The organism is Burkholderia sp. BCC1993 (genome assembly GCF_905339865.1).
Taxonomy (GTDB): Bacteria; Pseudomonadota; Gammaproteobacteria; order Burkholderiales; family Burkholderiaceae; genus Burkholderia.
On the sequence record NZ_CAJPGZ010000009.1, the window covers coordinates 285,207 to 302,541 of the forward strand.

At 66.4% G+C, this 17,335-nt stretch carries 15 protein-coding genes; 7 read left to right on the plus strand and 8 right to left on the minus strand.

Features of this window, described 5'->3' with window-relative positions; translation table 11 throughout:
* The first annotated feature begins 175 nt into the window (after positions 1–175).
* Entirely contained in the window at positions 176–1,720 is a 1,545-nt protein-coding gene (locus tag U4Y91_RS17465) for a methyl-accepting chemotaxis protein (protein ID WP_321806079.1), read from the plus strand.
* Between the two features lie 71 nt (positions 1,721–1,791).
* Here U4Y91_RS17465 and U4Y91_RS17470 read toward each other — a convergent pair whose 3' ends face one another.
* From U4Y91_RS17470 to U4Y91_RS17480, 3 genes are all read right to left on the minus strand, one after another.
* Positions 1,792–2,991 (minus strand): hypothetical protein, encoded by a 1,200-nt coding sequence (locus U4Y91_RS17470; protein ID WP_321806080.1) that lies wholly within the window; start codon positions 2,989–2,991, stop codon positions 1,792–1,794.
* Between the two features lie 115 nt (positions 2,992–3,106).
* Entirely contained in the window at positions 3,107–4,576 is a 1,470-nt protein-coding gene (gene gabD / locus U4Y91_RS17475) for an NADP-dependent succinate-semialdehyde dehydrogenase (RefSeq protein ID WP_321806081.1), read from the minus strand.
* Between the two features lie 89 nt (positions 4,577–4,665).
* Positions 4,666–5,949, minus strand: a complete 1,284-nt coding sequence (locus U4Y91_RS17480) for a 4-aminobutyrate--2-oxoglutarate transaminase (RefSeq protein WP_321806082.1) — start codon at positions 5,947–5,949, stop codon at positions 4,666–4,668.
* A gap of 126 nt (positions 5,950–6,075) precedes the next feature.
* On the opposite strand from U4Y91_RS17480, the gene U4Y91_RS17485 reads away from it, so the two are divergent.
* Complete coding sequence (locus tag U4Y91_RS17485; RefSeq protein ID WP_321806083.1) at positions 6,076–7,584, plus strand: PLP-dependent aminotransferase family protein; 1,509 nt, start codon at positions 6,076–6,078, stop codon at positions 7,582–7,584.
* 94 nt (positions 7,585–7,678) lie between these two features.
* On the opposite strand, the gene U4Y91_RS17490 is transcribed toward U4Y91_RS17485, so the two are convergent.
* Complete coding sequence (locus U4Y91_RS17490; protein ID WP_321806084.1) at positions 7,679–8,515, minus strand: DMT family transporter; 837 nt, start codon at positions 8,513–8,515, stop codon at positions 7,679–7,681.
* A 115-nt stretch (positions 8,516–8,630) separates the two neighbouring features.
* Here U4Y91_RS17490 and selD point away from each other — a divergent pair, with 115 nt between their 5' ends.
* The 3 genes from selD to U4Y91_RS17505 all read left to right on the plus strand — a co-directional run bounded on the left by selD (position 8,631) and on the right by U4Y91_RS17505 (position 11,140).
* Positions 8,631–9,695 carry a selenide, water dikinase SelD gene (gene selD, locus U4Y91_RS17495; RefSeq protein WP_321806085.1) on the plus strand — a complete coding sequence of 355 codons (1,065 nt, stop codon included), beginning with the start codon at positions 8,631–8,633 and terminating at the stop codon, positions 9,693–9,695.
* 72 nt (positions 9,696–9,767) lie between these two features.
* Positions 9,768–9,968 (plus strand): hypothetical protein, encoded by a 201-nt coding sequence (locus U4Y91_RS17500; protein WP_321806086.1) that lies wholly within the window; start codon positions 9,768–9,770, stop codon positions 9,966–9,968.
* 92 nt (positions 9,969–10,060) lie between these two features.
* Positions 10,061–11,140, plus strand: a complete 1,080-nt coding sequence (locus tag U4Y91_RS17505; protein WP_321806087.1) for a purine nucleoside permease — start codon at positions 10,061–10,063, stop codon at positions 11,138–11,140.
* Between the two features lie 112 nt (positions 11,141–11,252).
* Here the strand turns inward: U4Y91_RS17505 and U4Y91_RS17510 are convergent, their stop codons facing one another.
* The 4 genes from U4Y91_RS17510 to ceoR all read right to left on the minus strand — a co-directional run bounded on the left by U4Y91_RS17510 (position 11,253) and on the right by ceoR (position 15,049).
* Positions 11,253–12,011, minus strand: a complete 759-nt coding sequence (locus U4Y91_RS17510; RefSeq protein ID WP_321806088.1) for a hypothetical protein — start codon at positions 12,009–12,011, stop codon at positions 11,253–11,255.
* 13 nt (positions 12,012–12,024) lie between these two features.
* A complete protein-coding gene (locus tag U4Y91_RS17515; protein ID WP_321806089.1) occupies positions 12,025–12,312 on the minus strand; it encodes a M35 family metallo-endopeptidase in 288 nt (95 codons plus the stop codon).
* A 1,018-nt stretch (positions 12,313–13,330) separates the two neighbouring features.
* Positions 13,331–13,627, minus strand: coding sequence for a DUF4148 domain-containing protein (locus U4Y91_RS17520; RefSeq protein WP_321806090.1), 297 nt, complete (start codon positions 13,625–13,627; stop codon positions 13,331–13,333).
* A gap of 417 nt (positions 13,628–14,044) precedes the next feature.
* Positions 14,045–15,049: a putative multidrug efflux transcriptional regulator CeoR gene (gene ceoR, locus U4Y91_RS17525; RefSeq protein ID WP_044845764.1), complete on the minus strand. Its 1,005-nt coding sequence runs from the start codon at positions 15,047–15,049 to the stop codon at positions 14,045–14,047.
* Between the two features lie 173 nt (positions 15,050–15,222).
* Here ceoR and U4Y91_RS17530 point away from each other — a divergent pair, with 173 nt between their 5' ends.
* Positions 15,223–16,083 carry an alpha/beta hydrolase gene (locus tag U4Y91_RS17530; RefSeq protein ID WP_044845763.1) on the plus strand — a complete coding sequence of 287 codons (861 nt, stop codon included), beginning with the start codon at positions 15,223–15,225 and terminating at the stop codon, positions 16,081–16,083.
* 32 nt (positions 16,084–16,115) lie between these two features.
* Positions 16,116–17,333, plus strand: coding sequence for a multidrug efflux RND transporter periplasmic adaptor subunit CeoA (gene ceoA, locus U4Y91_RS17535; RefSeq protein WP_321806091.1), 1,218 nt, complete (start codon positions 16,116–16,118; stop codon positions 17,331–17,333).
* The last annotated feature ends 2 nt before the right edge of the window (positions 17,334–17,335 follow it).

Genomic DNA, 17,335 nt, shown 5'->3' on the forward strand with positions numbered 1-17,335 from the left:
TGAATCAAGATGATGCGAAATTAATGCATATTTACCCGCAGCCGGCATAATGTTTTCGCCGGATTTGCCGAAAGCGCAGGAGTCTGATCGAACGCATGCGGGACGACCGCGATGCGTACGGTCTCGGTTCAATCCACAAGCGGACGCAAAGATCCGCAACCCGGGAACTCCAACCATGCGCAATAACCAGCCTGTCACGCAACGCGAATTCGATTTTCCCGACGGCGCGACGCTGATGTCGACCACCGATGCGGACAGTTACATCAAGTACGCGAATGCCGCGTTCATCCAGGTCAGCGGATTTTCCCCCGAGGAGATCGAAGGTCAGCCGCACAACGTCGTGCGACACCCGGACATGCCGAAAGAGGCGTTCGCCGACATGTGGGCGACGCTGAAGAACGGCGAACCGTGGACCGCGCTCGTGAAGAATCGTCGCAAGAATGGCGATCATTACTGGGTTCGTTCGAATACGGTGCCGGTGATGCGCAACGGGCAGCCGACGGGTTACATGTCGGTGCGCACCAAGGCGTCGCGCGACGAGATCGCGGCGGCCGACGCGCTGTACCGCGCGTTCCGCGAAGGCAAGGCCGGCAATCGCCGTTTCCACAAGGGGCTGATCGTCCGTACCGGGCTGATGCGTGTCGCGTCGCTGTTCCAGACCATGTCGGTGCGCGCGCGCGTTCATTCGACCCTGTGCGTGCTGGCGCCGGCCGTCGTCGGCGCGGGGTGGGCGTGCGGGCTGACTGGCGGCGGGCTCGCGGCGTTTGCCGGTGCGGCGGTCGGCGTGGCGGTGGCGGCCGGCCTGTGGCTCGACGCGCAGATCGTGCGTCCGCTGATTCAGTTGCGCGACCAGGCGTTGCGCGTCGCGACCGGCGAGAGCCGCTCGGGCGTGGCGATGAACCGCGTCGACGAGATCGGCATGACGTTGCGCACGATCAACCAGCTCGGGCTGATGTTCCGCTGGCTCGTCGACGACGTCAGCGAGCAGGTGCACAACGTGCAACGCGCGAGCAACGAGATCGCGCAAGGCAACAACGACCTGAGCGCGCGGACCGAACAGGCGTCGACCAGCGTGCAGCAGACGGCCGCGTCGATGGCCGAGATGACGGCCACCGTATCGAGCAATGCGGAGACGGCGCTGCAGGCGAACCAGTTGTCGGTTTCGGCGAGCGAGGCGGCCGAGCGCGGCGGACGGGCGGTGAGCGAAGTCGTCACGACGATGAACGACATCACGGCGAGTTCGCACAAGATTTCCGACATCATCGGCGTGATCGACGGCATCGCGTTCCAGACCAACATCCTCGCGCTGAACGCGGCGGTCGAGGCGGCGCGCGCGGGCGATCAGGGACGCGGCTTCGCGGTGGTCGCCGGCGAGGTGCGGGCGCTCGCGCAGCGCAGCGCGAACGCGGCGAAGGAAATCAAGACACTGATCGGCGCGAGTGTCGACCGGGTCGAATCGGGGGCACGGATCGTCGACGGCGCGGGCAGGACGATGGAGGACATCGTCACGCAGGTGAAGCGCGTGTCGGACCTGATCGCGGAGATCAGCTCGTCGACGGCCGAGCAGAGCACCGGGGTTGCGCAGGTCGACCAGGCGGTCGTGCATCTGGACAACATCACGCAGCAGAACGCGGCGCTGGTCGAGCAGAGCGCGGCGGCGTCGGAAAGCCTGAAGCAGCAGGCGACGCGGCTCGTGGATGCGGTGAACGTGTTTCGTTGAAGGCGGGGAAGGCAGGTGACGCGGGCACGGCGGAGAGGGGCGCCCGCGCGTCACCTCCCTGGGGACGTAGATCAAATCAGCGCCGGTTGCAACGGTGCACGGTGCTCGCGAACCTTGACGATCCGGTATTCGTTGCGAAGCCCGTCGTCGGTGACGATCTGCGTCTGACGCAGATCGACGACCAGCACGTCGCCCTTTCCGAAGCGCTCGCCGGCATCGACCTTCGCGATGAACTGTTCGTCGTCCAGCGACGCATAGAACGCGGACGTGCCGTCGTGCACGCGCCATTTGTTGCCGTCCTTGAACACGACGGATTCGAGCTTCAGCATCTTGAGTGCGATCGTGTCGGTGACCACTTCGCCGGGATCGTCGCTGCTCGCGAACGCACCGAGTTCGTCGCGTTCGATCGAGAGTTCGACGATATCGTCGCGGACGATGCCGAAGCTGTCGATGCCGTCATGTTCGAGCGGCGAGAGCATTTTCTGCAGGTTGACGCGAACGGCCCGGTTCCGATACAGCCGGACGATGGGTTCATCGACGACGAAGCATTCCTGCTCCGACATCCAGATCCTGACATGCGCTCCATCCGGCTCGGTGCGATGCGGTTTGCGCCCGCGCAGCGTGCGAATGAGGCCGATCAGTCCGCCGCCTCCGATGATCCCCAGTGCGGCGAGGATTGCCAGTGCGTTGCTGAACGCATTGGCGTTCGGCCCGGCGAACAGATCGCGGATCTGGCTCGCGAGCGACTGGACGAAGATCAGTTCGGCATGGAACGAGCCGGCCTTGAAGCTGCCCCTGACCTCGAGACGAACCTCGGAGTGGTCGCCATTGAGTTCCTTGTTGGCGGACGAGAACAGGTCGGCGATCGCGAGCAGCACCGGTGCGAGGTCACGCACGTCCATCCGGTGCTCGCCGAGCGCGGGCCCGTCGTAGACGACGTTGAACGGCTGGTGATTGCTCGGGCCGCCGGGCCTTTCCTCGGGCGGGCAGGTGCGACGATCGGCTGATCCGACGCTCATGTGCGGGCTCCTTTCGTGCGGGGCGCGATGCCGGGGCGGGTGCGAGGAAGCGCGACCAGGGCGCTGCGCGCTGGGGATACGCAGGTCGGGCGGACGGAGGAACTGTTCATGCGCAGGCAAACCGGATCGAGGTGGAACGCTCAATCTAGCGGCTGGCAGTAGAACGAGAAATGAGACTTGAACGAAATTGCCGAACGGCATGACGTTCGGCCGATGCGGCATCGACGTCGCGCACGGGAGGCGTGCCGACATCGCGCGCGGCAAGGTGACGCGGGCACGGCGGAGAGGAGGTACCGGCCCGCGTCGTGACCGCCCGGTTCCGGCCGGGCGGTCAGGGCCTGTCGCCGAAGCGCCAGGCCCCGAACCGTCAGACGGCGAGGCAGAGGTACTTGATCACGACGTAGTCGTCGATGCCGTAGTGCGAGCCTTCACGGCCGAGGCCCGACTGCTTGACGCCGCCGAACGGCGCGACTTCGTTCGAGATCAGGCCCGTGTTGATGCCGACCATCCCGTACTCGAGCGCTTCGGCGACCTTCCACACGCGGCCGATGTCGCGGCTGTAGAAGTACGCGGCGAGACCGAACTCGGTGTCGTTCGCGAGGCGGATCACCTCGTCGTCGCTGCCGAACTTGAACAGCGGTGCGAGCGGCCCGAACGTCTCTTCCTTCGCGACCTTCATTGCCGGCGTGACGCCCGTCAGCACGGTCGGCTCGAAGAAGCCGTGGCCGAGCGCGTGGCGCTTGCCGCCCGTCACGACGGTCGCGCCCTTCGCGAGCGCGTCCTCGATGTGCGCCTCGACCTTCAGCACGGCCGCTTCGTTGATCAGCGGACCCTGCGTGACGCCCGGCTCCGTGCCGCGGCCGACCTTCAGCTGGCCGACCGCCGCCGCGAGCTTCTGTGCGAACTGGTCGTACACGGCTTCGTGCACGTAGAAGCGGTTCGTGCACACGCACGTCTGGCCGCTGTTGCGGTACTTCGATGCGATCGCGCCCTGCACGGCGGCATCGAGATCGGCGTCGTCGAACACGATGAACGGTGCGTTGCCGCCGAGTTCCAGCGACACCTTCTTGACCGTCGCCGCGCATTGCGACATCAGCAGGCGGCCGACCGGCGTCGAGCCGGTGAACGACAGCTTGCGCACGATCGGGTTCGACGTCAGCTCGCCGCCGATCGCCTTCGGATCGCCCGTGACGACGCTGAACACGCCGGCCGGCACGCCCGCGCGTTCGGCCAGCACGGCCATCGCGAGAGCCGAGAACGGCGTTGCTTCAGCCGGCTTCACGACGATCGGGCAGCCTGCCGCGAGCGCCGGACCGACCTTGCGGGTGATCATCGCCGCCGGGAAGTTCCACGGCGTGATCGCCGCGCACACGCCGATCGCTTCCTTCGTCACGACGATGCGCTTGTCGCTCGCCGGCGTCGGGATCGTGTCGCCGTACACGCGCTTGCCTTCCTCCGCGAACCACTCGAGGAACGAGGCCGCGTAGCCGATCTCGCCCTTCGCCTCGGCCAGCGACTTGCCCTGTTCGGTCGTCAGGATCAGCGCGAGGTCGTCGGCGTTTTCCATCATCAGGTCGTGCCACTTGCGCAGGATCGCCGCGCGTTCCTTCGCGGTCTTCTTGCGCCATGCCGGCCATGCGGCGTTCGCGGCCTCGATTGCGTGGCGCGTCTCGGCCGTGCCCATCGCCGGCACGGTGCCGAGCAGGCCGCCGGTTGCCGGGTTGCGGACGTCGAACGACTCGCCGTTCGCCGCGCCTTGCCATTCGCCGTTGACATACGCCTGCTGGCGGAACAGCGACGGATCTTTCAGTGCCAGGGTTTCCTGAACGGTGCTCATATGAATCGCCTGCCTTGAAAATGACGGATAAAAAGGCCGCCGCCGTCCTGACGACGGCGGCGGCGCATTCAGTTGACGTGGACAGGAACTCAGGCAGGCACGCCGACCGTTTCCTTCAGCACTTCCTCGAGGATCACGAGCGCTTCGTCGAACACGGCCTGTGTGATCGTCAGCGGGAACAGGAAGCGCACGACGTTCGAGTACACGCCGCACACGAGCAGCAGCAGCCCGCGCTCGAGCGCGCGCGTCTGCACGCGCTTCGTGAATTCCGCATCCGGCTCGCCCGAACCCGGCTTCAGGAACTCGACCGCGATCATCGCGCCGGGGCCGCGCACGTCGGCGATCTGCGGCACGTCGGCCTGCAGCGCATTCAGCTTCGCCTTCAGCACGTCGCCGAGTTGCGTGGCGCGGTCGCACAGCTTCTCTTCGTCGATGATCTCGAGCACGGCGTGCGCCGACGCGACGGCCAGCGGGTTGCCCGCGTACGTGCCGCCGAGGCCGCCGGGAGCCGCTGCGTCCATCACGTCCGCACGGCCGACGACGCCCGACAGCGGCATGCCGCCCGCGAGGCTCTTCGCCATCGTGATCAGGTCGGCCAGCACGTCGTAGTGCTGCATCGCGAACAGCTTGCCGGTACGCGCGAAGCCGGTCTGCACTTCGTCGGCGATCAGCAGGATGCCGTGTTCGTTACAGATCTTGCGCAGTGCGCGCACGAATTCGGCCGGTGCCGGGTTGAAGCCGCCTTCGCCCTGGACCGGTTCGAAGATGATCGCGGCGACGCGCTTCGGATCGATGTCGGCCTTGAACAGCATCTCGATCGCCTTGATCGAGTCGGCCGTCGTCACGCCGTGCAGCGCGTTCGGGTACGGGGCGTGGAACACGTCGCCCGGGAACGGGCCGAAGTTCAGCTTGTACGGGGCGACCTTGCCGGTCAGCGCCATGCCCATCATCGTGCGGCCGTGGAAGCCGCCCGAGAACGCGATGACGCCCGGACGGCCGGTCGCGGCGCGCGCGATCTTGATCGCGTTTTCGACGGCTTCGGCGCCGGTCGTGAAGAACGCGGTCTTCTTCGGGAAGTCGCCCGGCGCGCGTTCGTTGATCTTTTCCGCCAGCTCGACGTACGACGCGTACGGGACGATCTGGTAAGCGGTATGCGTGAAGCTGTTCAGCTGATCCGCGATCGCCTTGACGATCTTCGGGTGGCGGTGGCCCGTGTTCAGCACCGCGATGCCGGCAGCGAAATCGATGAAGCGGCGGCCTTCGACATCCCACAGCTCCGCGTTCTCGGCGCGGGCTGCGTAGAAATCGCACATCACGCCGACGCCGCGCGGGGTGGCGGCGTTCTTGCGGGCCTGCAGGTCGGCATTCTTCACGGTCATCTCCTTGATGTTCTGTCCGGTGGGATAAAAATCGGCCGCATTGGCAGCCCATGGAGGCGACTATAATCACATTTGGCTCTGGCAATCAGAGCCATTTCAATAAATATTCAGGAGCCAATCATGCGCGCGAGCGTGTTGTCGGACTGGCTGGCGCAGCGCCTCGTGCGCGGCGGCGAACAGCCGATCTACCGGCAGCTTCACCGGCTGCTGCAACAGGCGATCCTGTCGCGCGAACTGCCGGCCGGCACGCGCGTGCCGTCGTCGCGGCTGCTGGCGGCCGAGCTCGGGATCGCCCGCAACACGGTCACGCAGGTTTACGAACAGCTTGCGCTCGAAGGCTATGTGAACTCGGCGACGGGGCGCGGCACGTTCGTCGCCGACAGCGCGCCGGACGAGATCGTCGGCGCATCGCCCGACCCGGCCGCCGGCCCGGCGGTGGCGCCATCGTCCGCGCGGCGGCTGTCCGCGCGCGGCACGCGGCTCGTCGAGGGCGCGGGCGTGTCGAAGCGCCAGGGCGGCGCGTTCATGCCCGGCGTGCCCGATGTGTCGCGCTTTCCGGCGCGCGTGTGGACGCGGCTGCACAACAAGTACTGGCGGCGCCTGCGCCCGGACCTGCTGACCTACGCGCCGGGCGGCGGGCTCGCGCTGTTGCGCGAGGCGCTGGCCGACTACCTGCGCACGTCGCGTTCGGTGCGCTGCACGCCCGAGCAGATCGTGATCACGACCGGGATCCACCAGTCGATCGACCTCGCGGTGCGGCTCCTGACCGATCCGGGCGACGCGATCTGGACCGAGGATCCGTGCTACTGGGGCGTGCGCAGCGTGCTGAACGTGTCGGGGCTGACCACGCGGCCGATTCCGGTCGACGACGAAGGGATCGCGCCGTCGGCCGCCGATCTCGCCGAGCCGCCGAAGCTGATGCTCGTCACGCCGTCGCACCAGTATCCGCTCGGGATGGTGATGAGCCTCGCGCGGCGGCGGATGCTGCTCGAATACGCGCGCCAGCACGGCTGCTGGATCATCGAGGACGACTACGACAGCGAATTCCGCTACGGCAGCAGGCCGCTCGCGTCATTGCAGGGGCTCGATACGGCCGGGCAGGTGATCTACGTCGGCAGCTTCGGCAAGACGCTGTTCCCGGGGCTGCGGGTCGGGTATCTGGTCGCGCCGGAGCCGCTCGCGGAGAGCTTCGCGACCGCGAGCGCCGAGCTGTATCGCGAAGGGCAGCTGCTCCAGCAGGCGGTGCTCGCCGAGTTCATCGCGGAAGGGCACTTCGTGTCGCATATCCGCAAGATGCGCACGCTGTACGGGCAGCGCCGCGAGGTGCTGCTCGATGCGGTCGCGCGCCGCTACGGCGACACGCTGCAGGCACTCGGCAGCGATGCGGGGCTGCATCTCGTCACGCGGCTGCCGGACGGGGTCGACGATCGCGCGGTCGCGCAGGCCGCGCTCGAACGCAACATCGTCGTGCGGCCGCTGTCCGGCTATTACGCGGAGCGCGAACGCGCGGCGTCGGGCTTGCTGCTCGGCTATGCGTGCGTGCCGGAGGACGAAATCGCGACGGCGTTCGCGACGCTGGCCGAGGCGATCGACGAGCGGGCCTTCGACATGGTCGCCGCGAGTGTTTGACGGGAACCGTGCTGCGGCATACGGGCGATGCGAGGGCAGCCGTCGAATGTGGGGCGCGCGATCGTCTTCACCGTCGGGAAGAATCGCCGGCGCGTCAAAGCCGGATCAACGCCGCGCCCGCGACCACCAGCGCGCACGCGGCGAGCCGCTGCGCGCCGGGCCGCTCGCGCATCACGAACCAGCCGATCGCGACCGCGAAGATCGAGCTCGTCTCGCGCAGCGCCGACACGGTCGCGACCGGCAGGTGCCGGTATGCGAGGATCACGATCCCGTATGCGGCGAGCGAGATCGTGCCGGCGATCGCGCCTTGCCGCAGCGACGCGCGCGAACCGAACACCACGCGCGGGCCGCCGCGCAGCGCACAGACGAGCGCGAGCTGCGGCACGCTCCACAGCAGGTACACCCACGCGATATAGCCGAGCGCGCTGCCCGACACGCGCGAGCCGATCCCGTCGCAGATCGAATACGCGGCGATGAACACGCCCGTGAGCAGTGCGTACGGCACGCCTTCGCCGGAGAACCGGAAGCCGCGCCGCAACGCGAGCGACATGATGCCGAACGACACGAGCGCAATGCCTGCGAAGCCGAATGGCGTCGGCTGCTCGTGCAGCACCGCGAACGCGAGCACCGACACGAGCAGCGGTGACATGCCGCGTGCGATCGGGTAGATCTGGCCGAATTCGCCGCTGCGGTACGCGCGCACGAGCGTGAAGCAGTACGCGACCTCGAGCACCGCCGATGCCGCGACATACGGCCACGCGGCCCGCGCCGGCGCGGGCAGCAGTACAACGCCCGCCATGCCGAACGCGAGATACGGCAGCGACATCGTGCCGAGCTGGACGAGGCGGTCTTCGCTGACATGGAGGAATGCATTCCAGATCGCGTGCAAGAGGGCGGAGCACAGCACGAGGCCGATGAAGACGTGATCCATCGATGAAGGGGCGGACGAGGGTAGAAGCGGGCGGGCGCCGTCAATTATGTGGGTATCGGGCGTACTCGCGCGGAATTGTCGATAATAGAACGTTGTTATTCACCGGATGCCGACGATGACCGAAGCCACCCTCACCCCGCCCGCCGTTCCGCGCCTCACGAGCCTGTCGCATGGCGGCGGCTGCGGCTGCAAGATCGCGCCGGGCGTGCTGTCCGAGCTGCTGAAGCGGGCGACGCCGCCCGCGCTGTTCCCGGACCTGCTGGTCGGCACCGAAACCTCCGACGACGCGGCCGTCTACCGGCTGAACGACGAGCAGGCGATCGTCGCGACGACCGACTTCTTCATGCCGATCGTCGACGATCCGTTCGACTTCGGCCGCATCGCGGCAACCAACGCGCTGTCCGACGTCTACGCGATGGGCGGCAAGCCGATTCTCGCGCTCGCGCTGGTCGGGATGCCGATCAACGTGCTGCCGCACGAGACGATCGCGGCCGTGTTGCGCGGCGGCGAATCGGTGTGCGCGGATGCCGGCATTCCGGTCGCGGGCGGCCATTCGATCGATTCGGTCGAGCCGATCTACGGGCTCGCGGCGATCGGCGTCGTGCATCCGTCGCGCGTGAAGCGCAACGCGGCCGCGCGCGCGGGCGACGTGCTCGTGCTCGGCAAGCCGCTCGGCGTCGGTGTGCTGTCGGCCGCGCTGAAGAAGAACCAGCTCGACGACGCGGGCTACGCGCAGATGGTTGCGACGACCACCAAGCTGAACCGGCCGGGCGCCGAACTCGCCGCGCTGCCGGGCGTGCATGCGCTGACCGACGTCACGGGCTTTGGGCTGCTCGGCCATACGCTCGAACTGGCGCGCGGCGCGAATCTGACCGCACGCGTGCATTACGCGTCGCTGCCGTGGCTGGCGGGCGTCGAGGCGTTCGTCGCCGACGGCGTGTTCACCGGCGCATCGGGCCGCAACTGGGCCGCGTATGGCGCCGACGTGCGGCTCGCCGACGGGCTGCCGCCCGTCGCGCAGGCGCTGCTGACCGATCCGCAGACGTCCGGCGGCCTGCTGGTCGCGTGCGCGCCGGATGCAGTCGACGACGTGCTCGCGTGCTTCCGTGCCGACGGCTTCGACCGCGCGGCCGTGATCGGCGAGATGGCGGACGGGCCCGCGCGCGTCGACGTCGCCTGACGCGTTTTTTTTCACGCCGGATCGCTATCGGTCGCTAGAATCGATGCCTTCCCTCGAAGGCATCGACGACCGATGAACGATTTCCTGTTCGGGCCGTGGATCGAGAGCCACGCAAGGTTCGTCGTGGTTTGCATCCAGTCATTCGCATCGACGTTGGCTCGTGGGTCGGTCGATCAGATAGTATTCCTGATGTTATTGCGCGGCGCGCATGTCGATCCCGTCACGCGTTTCATGCGAATCCTGGAGCCGCGCACACCGCCCGCCGTTTCGTAGTCGGGTTCCGCATCGCACACGCGCGTTCTATACTCCCTCGCGCAGTCTCCGAGAGCCGTTCTCACCCAACATCTCCGAAACAAGGAACGCCGATGCTGACTCGCTCCATCCTTTCCGCAGCTGCATTCTCGCTTGCCGCCTGTGCGACCGCGCCGTCGATCGCGCAGGACAACCAGGGCAACGATGCGGGCAACGCTGCATTCGCCGAGACCGGTGCACAGGGCCGCCCGGTCAAGGTCATGATCATCACGATGTTCGGTCCGGAAGGCCAGGCGTGGCTCGACCGGCTCGGCCCGTGGCGCGACATCACCGTGCCCGGCCTGTCGCCCGACTATCCGGCCGTTCACTGCAACAAGCAGGACGTGTGCGTGGTGACGACCGGCATGGGCTACGCGAACGCGTCCGCGACGATCATGGCGCTCACGTTCTCGCAGCGCTTCGACCTGCGCCGCACGTACTTCCTCGTGTCGGGCATCGCGGGCGTCGACCCCGCGCAAGGCACGGTCGGTTCCGCCGCCTGGTCGAAATACCTGGTCGACTTCAGCCTGCAGTGGGAGCTCGATGCGCGCGAGATTCCTGCCGGCTGGAACACCGGCTTTCTCGGCATCAATACGAAGAGCCCGAACGACAAGCCGCCGCTCGACTACCGCACCGAAGTGTTCCAGCTCAACCCGCAGCTGACCGATGCCGCGTATGCGCTGTCGCGCAACGTCGTGCTCGCCGACAGCGCGCAGGCCCAGGCCGCGCGTGCGAAGTTCACGTATGCGCCGGCGAACCGGCCGCCGACGGTGATCCAGTGCGACACGTCATCGGGCAATACGTGGTTCTCGGGCACGCTGATCGGCGAGCGCGCGCGTCAGTGGACCAAGATCCTCACCGACGGCAAGGGTACCTACTGCATGACCGCGCAGGAAGACAACGCGACGTATGAAGCGCTCAAGCGCGCGGCGAGCGTAAAGCGGGTCGACCTGTCGCGCGTCGCGGTGGTGCGCACGGGTTCCGATTTCGACCGGCCGTATGCAGGGCAGACGAGCGCGGACAACCTGCTGAACTACGCGGACCAGGGCGGCTTCGCCCCGGCGACCGAAAACCTCTACCGTGCGGGCAATCCGCTCGTTCAGGACATCGTCACGCACTGGGGCGAATGGCGCGACGGCGTGCCGCGCCGGTGAGGGGGTAGCGCCGCGCTGGAGTCACTCGATCATTCACGCGTGGCCGGGCTCCGGGCGAGTCAATATCGCCTGGAGCGACCGGATTGGGGCCCGCGGGACCGGCTGCGGAGGATCACGGGCCGGGGCGCGCGAGTTTGAGTTCGATGCGCGTATATTCTGGCCCCAATAACTGCATGGGCGCAGTCTCACCGTGCTCGTCCGTCATGCCGATGTATTGCGTGGCACTGGTGCTGATTCGGTAGCAGGTGTGCGTTAGCGGCCGGTGGTCTTGATTTCGCAAAAGCAAGGTCTGGTTGCGCGTGCGTGCGGTCCAGCGCTCCGTTGTCACGAAACGTGCCGACGTGGGTTCCCGACTGTCGCCGCATGAAAAGCGGCTCGAGTCGGGCTCGGGCCCCGGCGTCTCGGGTGTCGGTGCATGACTGGCGACACCGGGCGTACCTGCCGAGTTGCAAAGACTCTGACACCCCGCAGGCGGGCATTTCGGAACGAACTGGACCCAAAGCTGCTTCCTGTCATCGGGATCGAGCTTGCCGTTCCTGCGCGACACGATTCGCTCGTCGATGTAGATGTCGTCGGGCGATATTCCAAGTTGCATGAGAAACGATTTCATCTGCGCACCGCGTTGCCGCGCGAGTTGATTAGGGCGGTTTTCCCAATCGTAGGCCGTCGCGTCGATCGAGGCCGCGGCCCCTTCGCGCGTCCATTCCCTGGCGGTCAGGTAGTGTCTGACGACGGAGAGTCTGTCGCTGTTGGCGATCTCGGTCGAATTCAGCGGCAGTTCCATGCTGTCGGTCAACAGGACCTTGCACGCATTGGCCTGTATCGGGAGTGACAGGAGGGCGCCGAATATGACAGGGAGGGCACGTCGCATGAGTTGCTCCGATTCAACGCGCCAGAATGAACCACGCGATGTTGTCTGCATTACCGATCGCCATGCCCGGGTAGCGTTTCGCGAACTGGGCGCTGGCCCGTCGACCGTATGCCGCTGGATGGTCGCCCGCGTCGAAAGTGTCTGCAAAATGCGCGCATTCGTGAACGATGGTCAATTGCTGCGAGGAGAGGTTCCCGGCTGATCGCTCGGGTAGCGAGCAGAACGGGAGATTGATGGCGATTGTATGAGTTGCGGTGTCGGGGCGACAGACATGCGCGACCTCGGCGTCGAGATGTTTCATGTTTGGAAGACATCCTGTTGCGCGGTCGGCATCGGAACCGATGCGGACGAAATTTTCTGGCCCGAGACTGGCCATCACCCTGGCGAGGGCGTCGAGCCCCGAAGTAAGTCTGCGTCTGTATCGCTATTTGCCGAACCGAACCACTCGATGACTCGTGCTTCCGTGGCCGGATTCCAGAGCATCAGTTCCCTGCGCCGTCGCAGTGTGATCTCGACTGCTTCGTCCCGCAATTCGAGCATCCGTTTCCTGAACGCCGCGTCCGTCATGTTCGGACAGATTGGTGGTCCATCGAGCGATGCACCAGGCAGTGGCGATGTTGTCATAGGCACTCTCCATATGGATATCATTTGGAGTGCTGATGTTATGTGCCTGAAGTAGACCGATGGTGTACCAGATTTCGGTCGACACAACGAATGAGTCTTGGGAAGTGTGAATGGAAGGTGGGAAAGACGGCGGGTTCTTGCGGCGAACAGGTGACCTTTCGCTGGCTCAACCCGCGAGAAGATCTGGATTGAGCCCGCTGGACATGCAATATGCAGCCGATAGACCATCGACTACAACGGCGAACGCGACTAACAGGCTAATCATCTAGTGTCAATCGTTATATCGAGCATGGATGCGACTTGGTCGTTGGATTGACCTTGGATAACGTCACCAATTGTGTCGCTACAGTGGTGCAGTGACTACGGCACAAATATGCCGCAGTGGCCGACGCTTCGCCCCGGCGACCGAAAACCTGTACCGCGCGGGCAATCCGCTCGGTCAGGACATCGTGACGCACTGGGGGCGAATGGCGTGACGCGCCGGTAAGGGCCACGCGACGGTTCAGCCGGTGGTCAATGCGAGTGCGGGGCCGAACGGAAAGGCGTCCAGACCGGCGTGGTGTCGTCCCAGTGATCGAGCGGCGAAGGAAGTTGGTCGTTCATCATGTGCTCCTGCAACTAACTGACTCAGCGAGTCATTGATAGGTGTGTCGCGACGCCACGCGCGGGGCGACCCGCTGCGCGGCGTTGCGCGTTTACCGGCCCCCGCCGGCGAGCTGGTTGCTTTCCGGCATCGAGCGATACGGGCCTTGCGCGAGTTCGAGCCCTTGCGGATACGAATTCGCCTTGCGCAGCCAGGCCAGCGTGCCGTCGCGGCGGGCCTGCTCGACTTCCGCGCTGACTTCGGCGCGCGTGCGCGGGCCGTTGTTGTGCTGCGTGTACCACGACGTGTTGGTGTAGTCGCCGGCGTGCGGGGTGGTCGTATCGGCGAAGGCCGGTGCGGACACGGCGAGTGCGAGGGCGACGGCAGAGAGAAGGTGGCGGCGGTTCATGACGTAACTCCTGTGTTGATCGGAGTTGGCGCGTCGGCGCTGGCTCCGGTCCCATCAAGCGGGATCTGTTCGATGCGCAACGAGGTGCGCGACAGGGTTTACTCTAGGGGGCCGTTCCGGCGCGATAAATGCGGCTGACGCGAATTGAATTGTCGTGATGGTGGAACAATCGCCATCCGTACCGTCGGCAGGGTTACTCGAAAATCGCGCACAGCCGCCTGCAGCAGGGCTCCCGGCGATGTGGCGCGGCGCGCGCCGTCATGCACGCGGCCGATTGCCGCGCGCGGCGCAAAGGTGTGATGCGGAATCAGGAAAGGCGCAGTGCGGGGCGGGGAAGGCGGCACGAACGTGACGCCACGGGGCGCGAAGGCAGGACGGCGCGCGGGCCGCACAGCCCGCGCGCCGCGGTTCAGACGATTACGCGACCCACTCGTTGATGACCGGCGTGTCGAGCGCCGGTGCGCGCTCGGCTTCCTCGAACGTGCGCTTGCTGCACGTCGCGTCGAGGCTGCCCTTGCCGCTCAGCAGCGGGCAGCGGTCGAACACTTCGGCGATCCAGTCGACGAACACGCGTACCTTCGGCGACAGATGCCGGCTGTGCGGATACACGACCGAGATCGGCATCGGCAGCGGCTTGAGGCCGGGCAGCACTTCCTTGAGCCGGCCGTCGCGCAGGTGCGGCAGCACCATGAACAGCGGCGGCTGGATCAGGCCGAAGCCTTCGAGCCCGCACGTCACGTACGCATCGGCATCGTTGACCGACACGATGGCGTTCATCTTGACCTCGACTTCCTTGCCGTCGGTCAGGAACGTCCAGTCGATCGTGCGGCCCGTGCGGCTCGAGAAGTAGTTGACGGCCTTGTGGTCGTTCAGATCCTCGATCGTCCGCGGCTCGCCGAACTTCTCGAGATACGCGGGCGCGGCGACCGACACGCACTCGAACAATCCGACCCGGCGCGCAACCAGCGACGAGTCCTGCAGCGCACCGACGCGGATCACGCAGTCGACGCCTTCCTGCAGCAGGTCGACCGGCCGGTCGGACAGGCCGAGCTGCAGGTCGATGTCCGGATAGCGCGTGTGGAATTCGCACAGCGACGGAATCACCAGCAGCCGCCCGATCGAGCCCGGCATGTCGATACGCAACTTTCCGTGCGGCTTGCGGTTGTTGTTCTGGAAGCTTGCTTCGGTTTCCTCGACATCGGCGAGGATCCGCACGCAGCGTTCGTAGTACGCGGCCCCGTCCGGCGTGAGCGACAGCCGGCGCGTGGTCCGGTGCATCAACCGCACGCCGAGGAAGGCTTCGAGATTCTGGATGATCGTCGTGACGGACGCCCGCGGCAGGCTGAGCGACTCTGCTGCCTTGGTGAAGCTGCTTGTATCGACGACGCGAGTAAACACCTGCATGGCCTGAAGCCGGTCCATCACAACCTCCGCAATCTAATTTGCCGCCCGAACGACAAGGCTGCGCTACCTCATGGGTAAGCGCAGCCTGGATTGTTCGGGGGCGTTGAATTGTGTTGCCGGATTATAGGCATTTATCCGGATGTCTGCCGGAGCCAGAATTCGTTCCATCTCGAAATGGATGCTGCATCGTCATGGACGCTTCTGAATTCAGCAAATTCCTGAAAGCCGCGTTGCCCGCCGAAGCCAGAGCCGGCGCGGCACTGACGGTCGCGGAGGTGGAAATCCCCGGCTACGCGCAGGACATCGTGCTGCGCCTCTATCGGCGCGCGGACAAGACCGGATTGCCGGTAGTGCTTTACTTTCACGGCGGCGGTTTCGTGCGCGGCACGCTGGATGACGCCGATTTCGCCGCGCGCTTTTTAGCAGAACGCTTACCGGCTCTCGTAGTGTCGGTCGATTATTCGCTCGCGCCGGCCTTTCCTTTTCCGGCCGCGCCGGAGGATGCGTATCGCGCGGCCGTGTGGGCCGCGACACGCGCCCGCGCGTTCGGCGGCAATCCGAAGAAGATCGGCGTCGCGGGGCACGATGCGGGCGGCCAGCTCGCGAACTGTCTCGCGTTCATCGCGCGCGATCGCGGCGAAGTGTCGATCGCCGCGCAGGCCCTGTTCGGGCCTATGCTCGACCCGAGCATGACGCGCATCGGCGACGCCGAACGCCTTGCGTCGGACATCACCGCGCGCGAATGCGCGGCCTGTTATCGCGCTTATCTGCCGCAGGCGGCGCAGCGCATGCACCCGTATGCGGCGCCGCTCGAATCGGTGCGCCTCGCGGGCCTGCCGCCGACGCTCGTCGTCACCGCGCAGAACGACGTGCTGCACGTCGAAGCGGAGAAATATGCGGGCTGCCTGATTTCATCGGGCGTGCTCACGCAGGTGATCCGCTACCCGGACGTCACGCACGCGGCGCTCGCGACGCACGAAGCCGCGCTCGAGGAAGCCGTGCGCTTCTTCCAGTGCCGCTTCCAGGCGCGCCAGCCGAACCGTTCCGAATAACCAGAACCAATCCACGCTTATTGGAGATCCACATGGCCATCCTACGCACCTCCCGCTCCCGAATCGCGACCGCGGCGATCGTGACGCTCGCCGTCGTCGGCCTCGGCACGTTCGGCGCGATGCGCGTGAACGCGAACGCGCCCGAAAAGGCGGCAGCGCCGCTGCCCGAAGTCGACGTCGCGACCGTCGTGCCGCAGACCGTCACCGACTGGCAAGGCTATTCGGGCCGCCTCGAGGCGGTCGAGAAAGTCGACGTGCGCCCGCAGGTGTCGGGCACGATCGTCGCGGTGAACTTCAAGGACGGCGCGCTCGTGAAGAAGGGCGACGTGCTGTTCGTGATCGATCCGCGCCCGTACCAGGCGGAAACCGACCGCGCGGCCGCGCAGCTCGCCGCCGCGCAGGCCCGCAACGGCTATGCGCAAACCGACTGGCAGCGCGCGCAGCGGCTGATCGGCGACAACGCGATCGCGAAGCGCGACTACGACGAGAAGCAGAACGCGGCGCGCGAAGCGACGGCGAACCTGAAGGCCGCCGACGCCGCGCTGGAAACGGCGCGCATCAACCTCGGCTATACGCGCATCACCGCACCCGTGGCGGGCCGCGTGTCGCGCGCGGAAATCACGCTCGGCAACGTCGTGTCGGCCGGCGCGTCCGCCGCGCCGCTGACGACGCTGGTGTCGGTGTCGCCGATCTACGCGTCGTTCGACGCGGACGAGCAGACCTACCTGCAATACATCAACGGCGCGCGCAACGGCCGCAAGGTGCCGGTCGAGCTCGGCCTCGCGAATGAAACCGGCTACTCGCGCAGCGGCGAGATCGACTCGGTCGACAACCGGCTCGACACGTCGTCCGGCACGATCCGCGTGCGCGCGCGCTTCGACAACGCGGACGGCACGCTCGTCCCCGGGCTCTACGCGCGCGTGAAGGTGGGCGGCAGCGCACCGCACGAGGCGCTGCTCGTCGACGATGCGGCGATCAACACCGACCAGGACAAGAAGTTCGTGTTCGTCGTCGACCAGCAGGGCCGCGTGTCGTATCGCGAAGTGCAGCAAGGCATGCAGCACGGCAACCGGCGCGTGATCGTGAGCGGCCTTGCCGCCGGCGATCGGGTGATCGTGAACGGCACGCAGCGCGTGCGGCCGGGCGAGCAAGTGAAGCCGCACATGGTCCCGATGACCGGCGGCGATGCGCCGTCCGCGCCGCTCGCGGGCACCGCGAAGCCGGCCGCACCGGCGAAGGCGGAATCGTAAGC

Excerpts from the sequence above, each read along its gene's own strand:
- U4Y91_RS17465 (WP_321806079.1), top strand. The coding sequence starts at position 176 with ATGCGCAATAACCAGCCTGTCACGCAACGCGAATTCGATTTTCCCGAC.
- U4Y91_RS17470 (WP_321806080.1), bottom strand. The coding sequence starts at position 2,991 with ATGTCGGCACGCCTCCCGTGCGCGACGTCGATGCCGCATCGGCCGAAC.
- gabD (WP_321806081.1), bottom strand. The coding sequence starts at position 4,576 with ATGAGCACCGTTCAGGAAACCCTGGCACTGAAAGATCCGTCGCTGTTC.
- U4Y91_RS17485 (WP_321806083.1), top strand. The coding sequence starts at position 6,076 with ATGCGCGCGAGCGTGTTGTCGGACTGGCTGGCGCAGCGCCTCGTGCGC.
- U4Y91_RS17490 (WP_321806084.1), bottom strand. The coding sequence starts at position 8,515 with ATGGATCACGTCTTCATCGGCCTCGTGCTGTGCTCCGCCCTCTTGCAC.
- selD (WP_321806085.1), top strand. The coding sequence starts at position 8,631 with ATGACCGAAGCCACCCTCACCCCGCCCGCCGTTCCGCGCCTCACGAGC.
- U4Y91_RS17500 (WP_321806086.1), top strand. The coding sequence starts at position 9,768 with ATGAACGATTTCCTGTTCGGGCCGTGGATCGAGAGCCACGCAAGGTTC.
- U4Y91_RS17505 (WP_321806087.1), top strand. The coding sequence starts at position 10,061 with ATGCTGACTCGCTCCATCCTTTCCGCAGCTGCATTCTCGCTTGCCGCC.
- U4Y91_RS17510 (WP_321806088.1), bottom strand. The coding sequence starts at position 12,011 with ATGCGACGTGCCCTCCCTGTCATATTCGGCGCCCTCCTGTCACTCCCG.
- U4Y91_RS17515 (WP_321806089.1), bottom strand. The coding sequence starts at position 12,312 with ATGAAACATCTCGACGCCGAGGTCGCGCATGTCTGTCGCCCCGACACC.
- U4Y91_RS17520 (WP_321806090.1), bottom strand. The coding sequence starts at position 13,627 with ATGAACCGCCGCCACCTTCTCTCTGCCGTCGCCCTCGCACTCGCCGTG.
- ceoR (WP_044845764.1), bottom strand. The coding sequence starts at position 15,049 with ATGGACCGGCTTCAGGCCATGCAGGTGTTTACTCGCGTCGTCGATACA.
- U4Y91_RS17530 (WP_044845763.1), top strand. The coding sequence starts at position 15,223 with ATGGACGCTTCTGAATTCAGCAAATTCCTGAAAGCCGCGTTGCCCGCC.
- ceoA (WP_321806091.1), top strand. The coding sequence starts at position 16,116 with ATGGCCATCCTACGCACCTCCCGCTCCCGAATCGCGACCGCGGCGATC.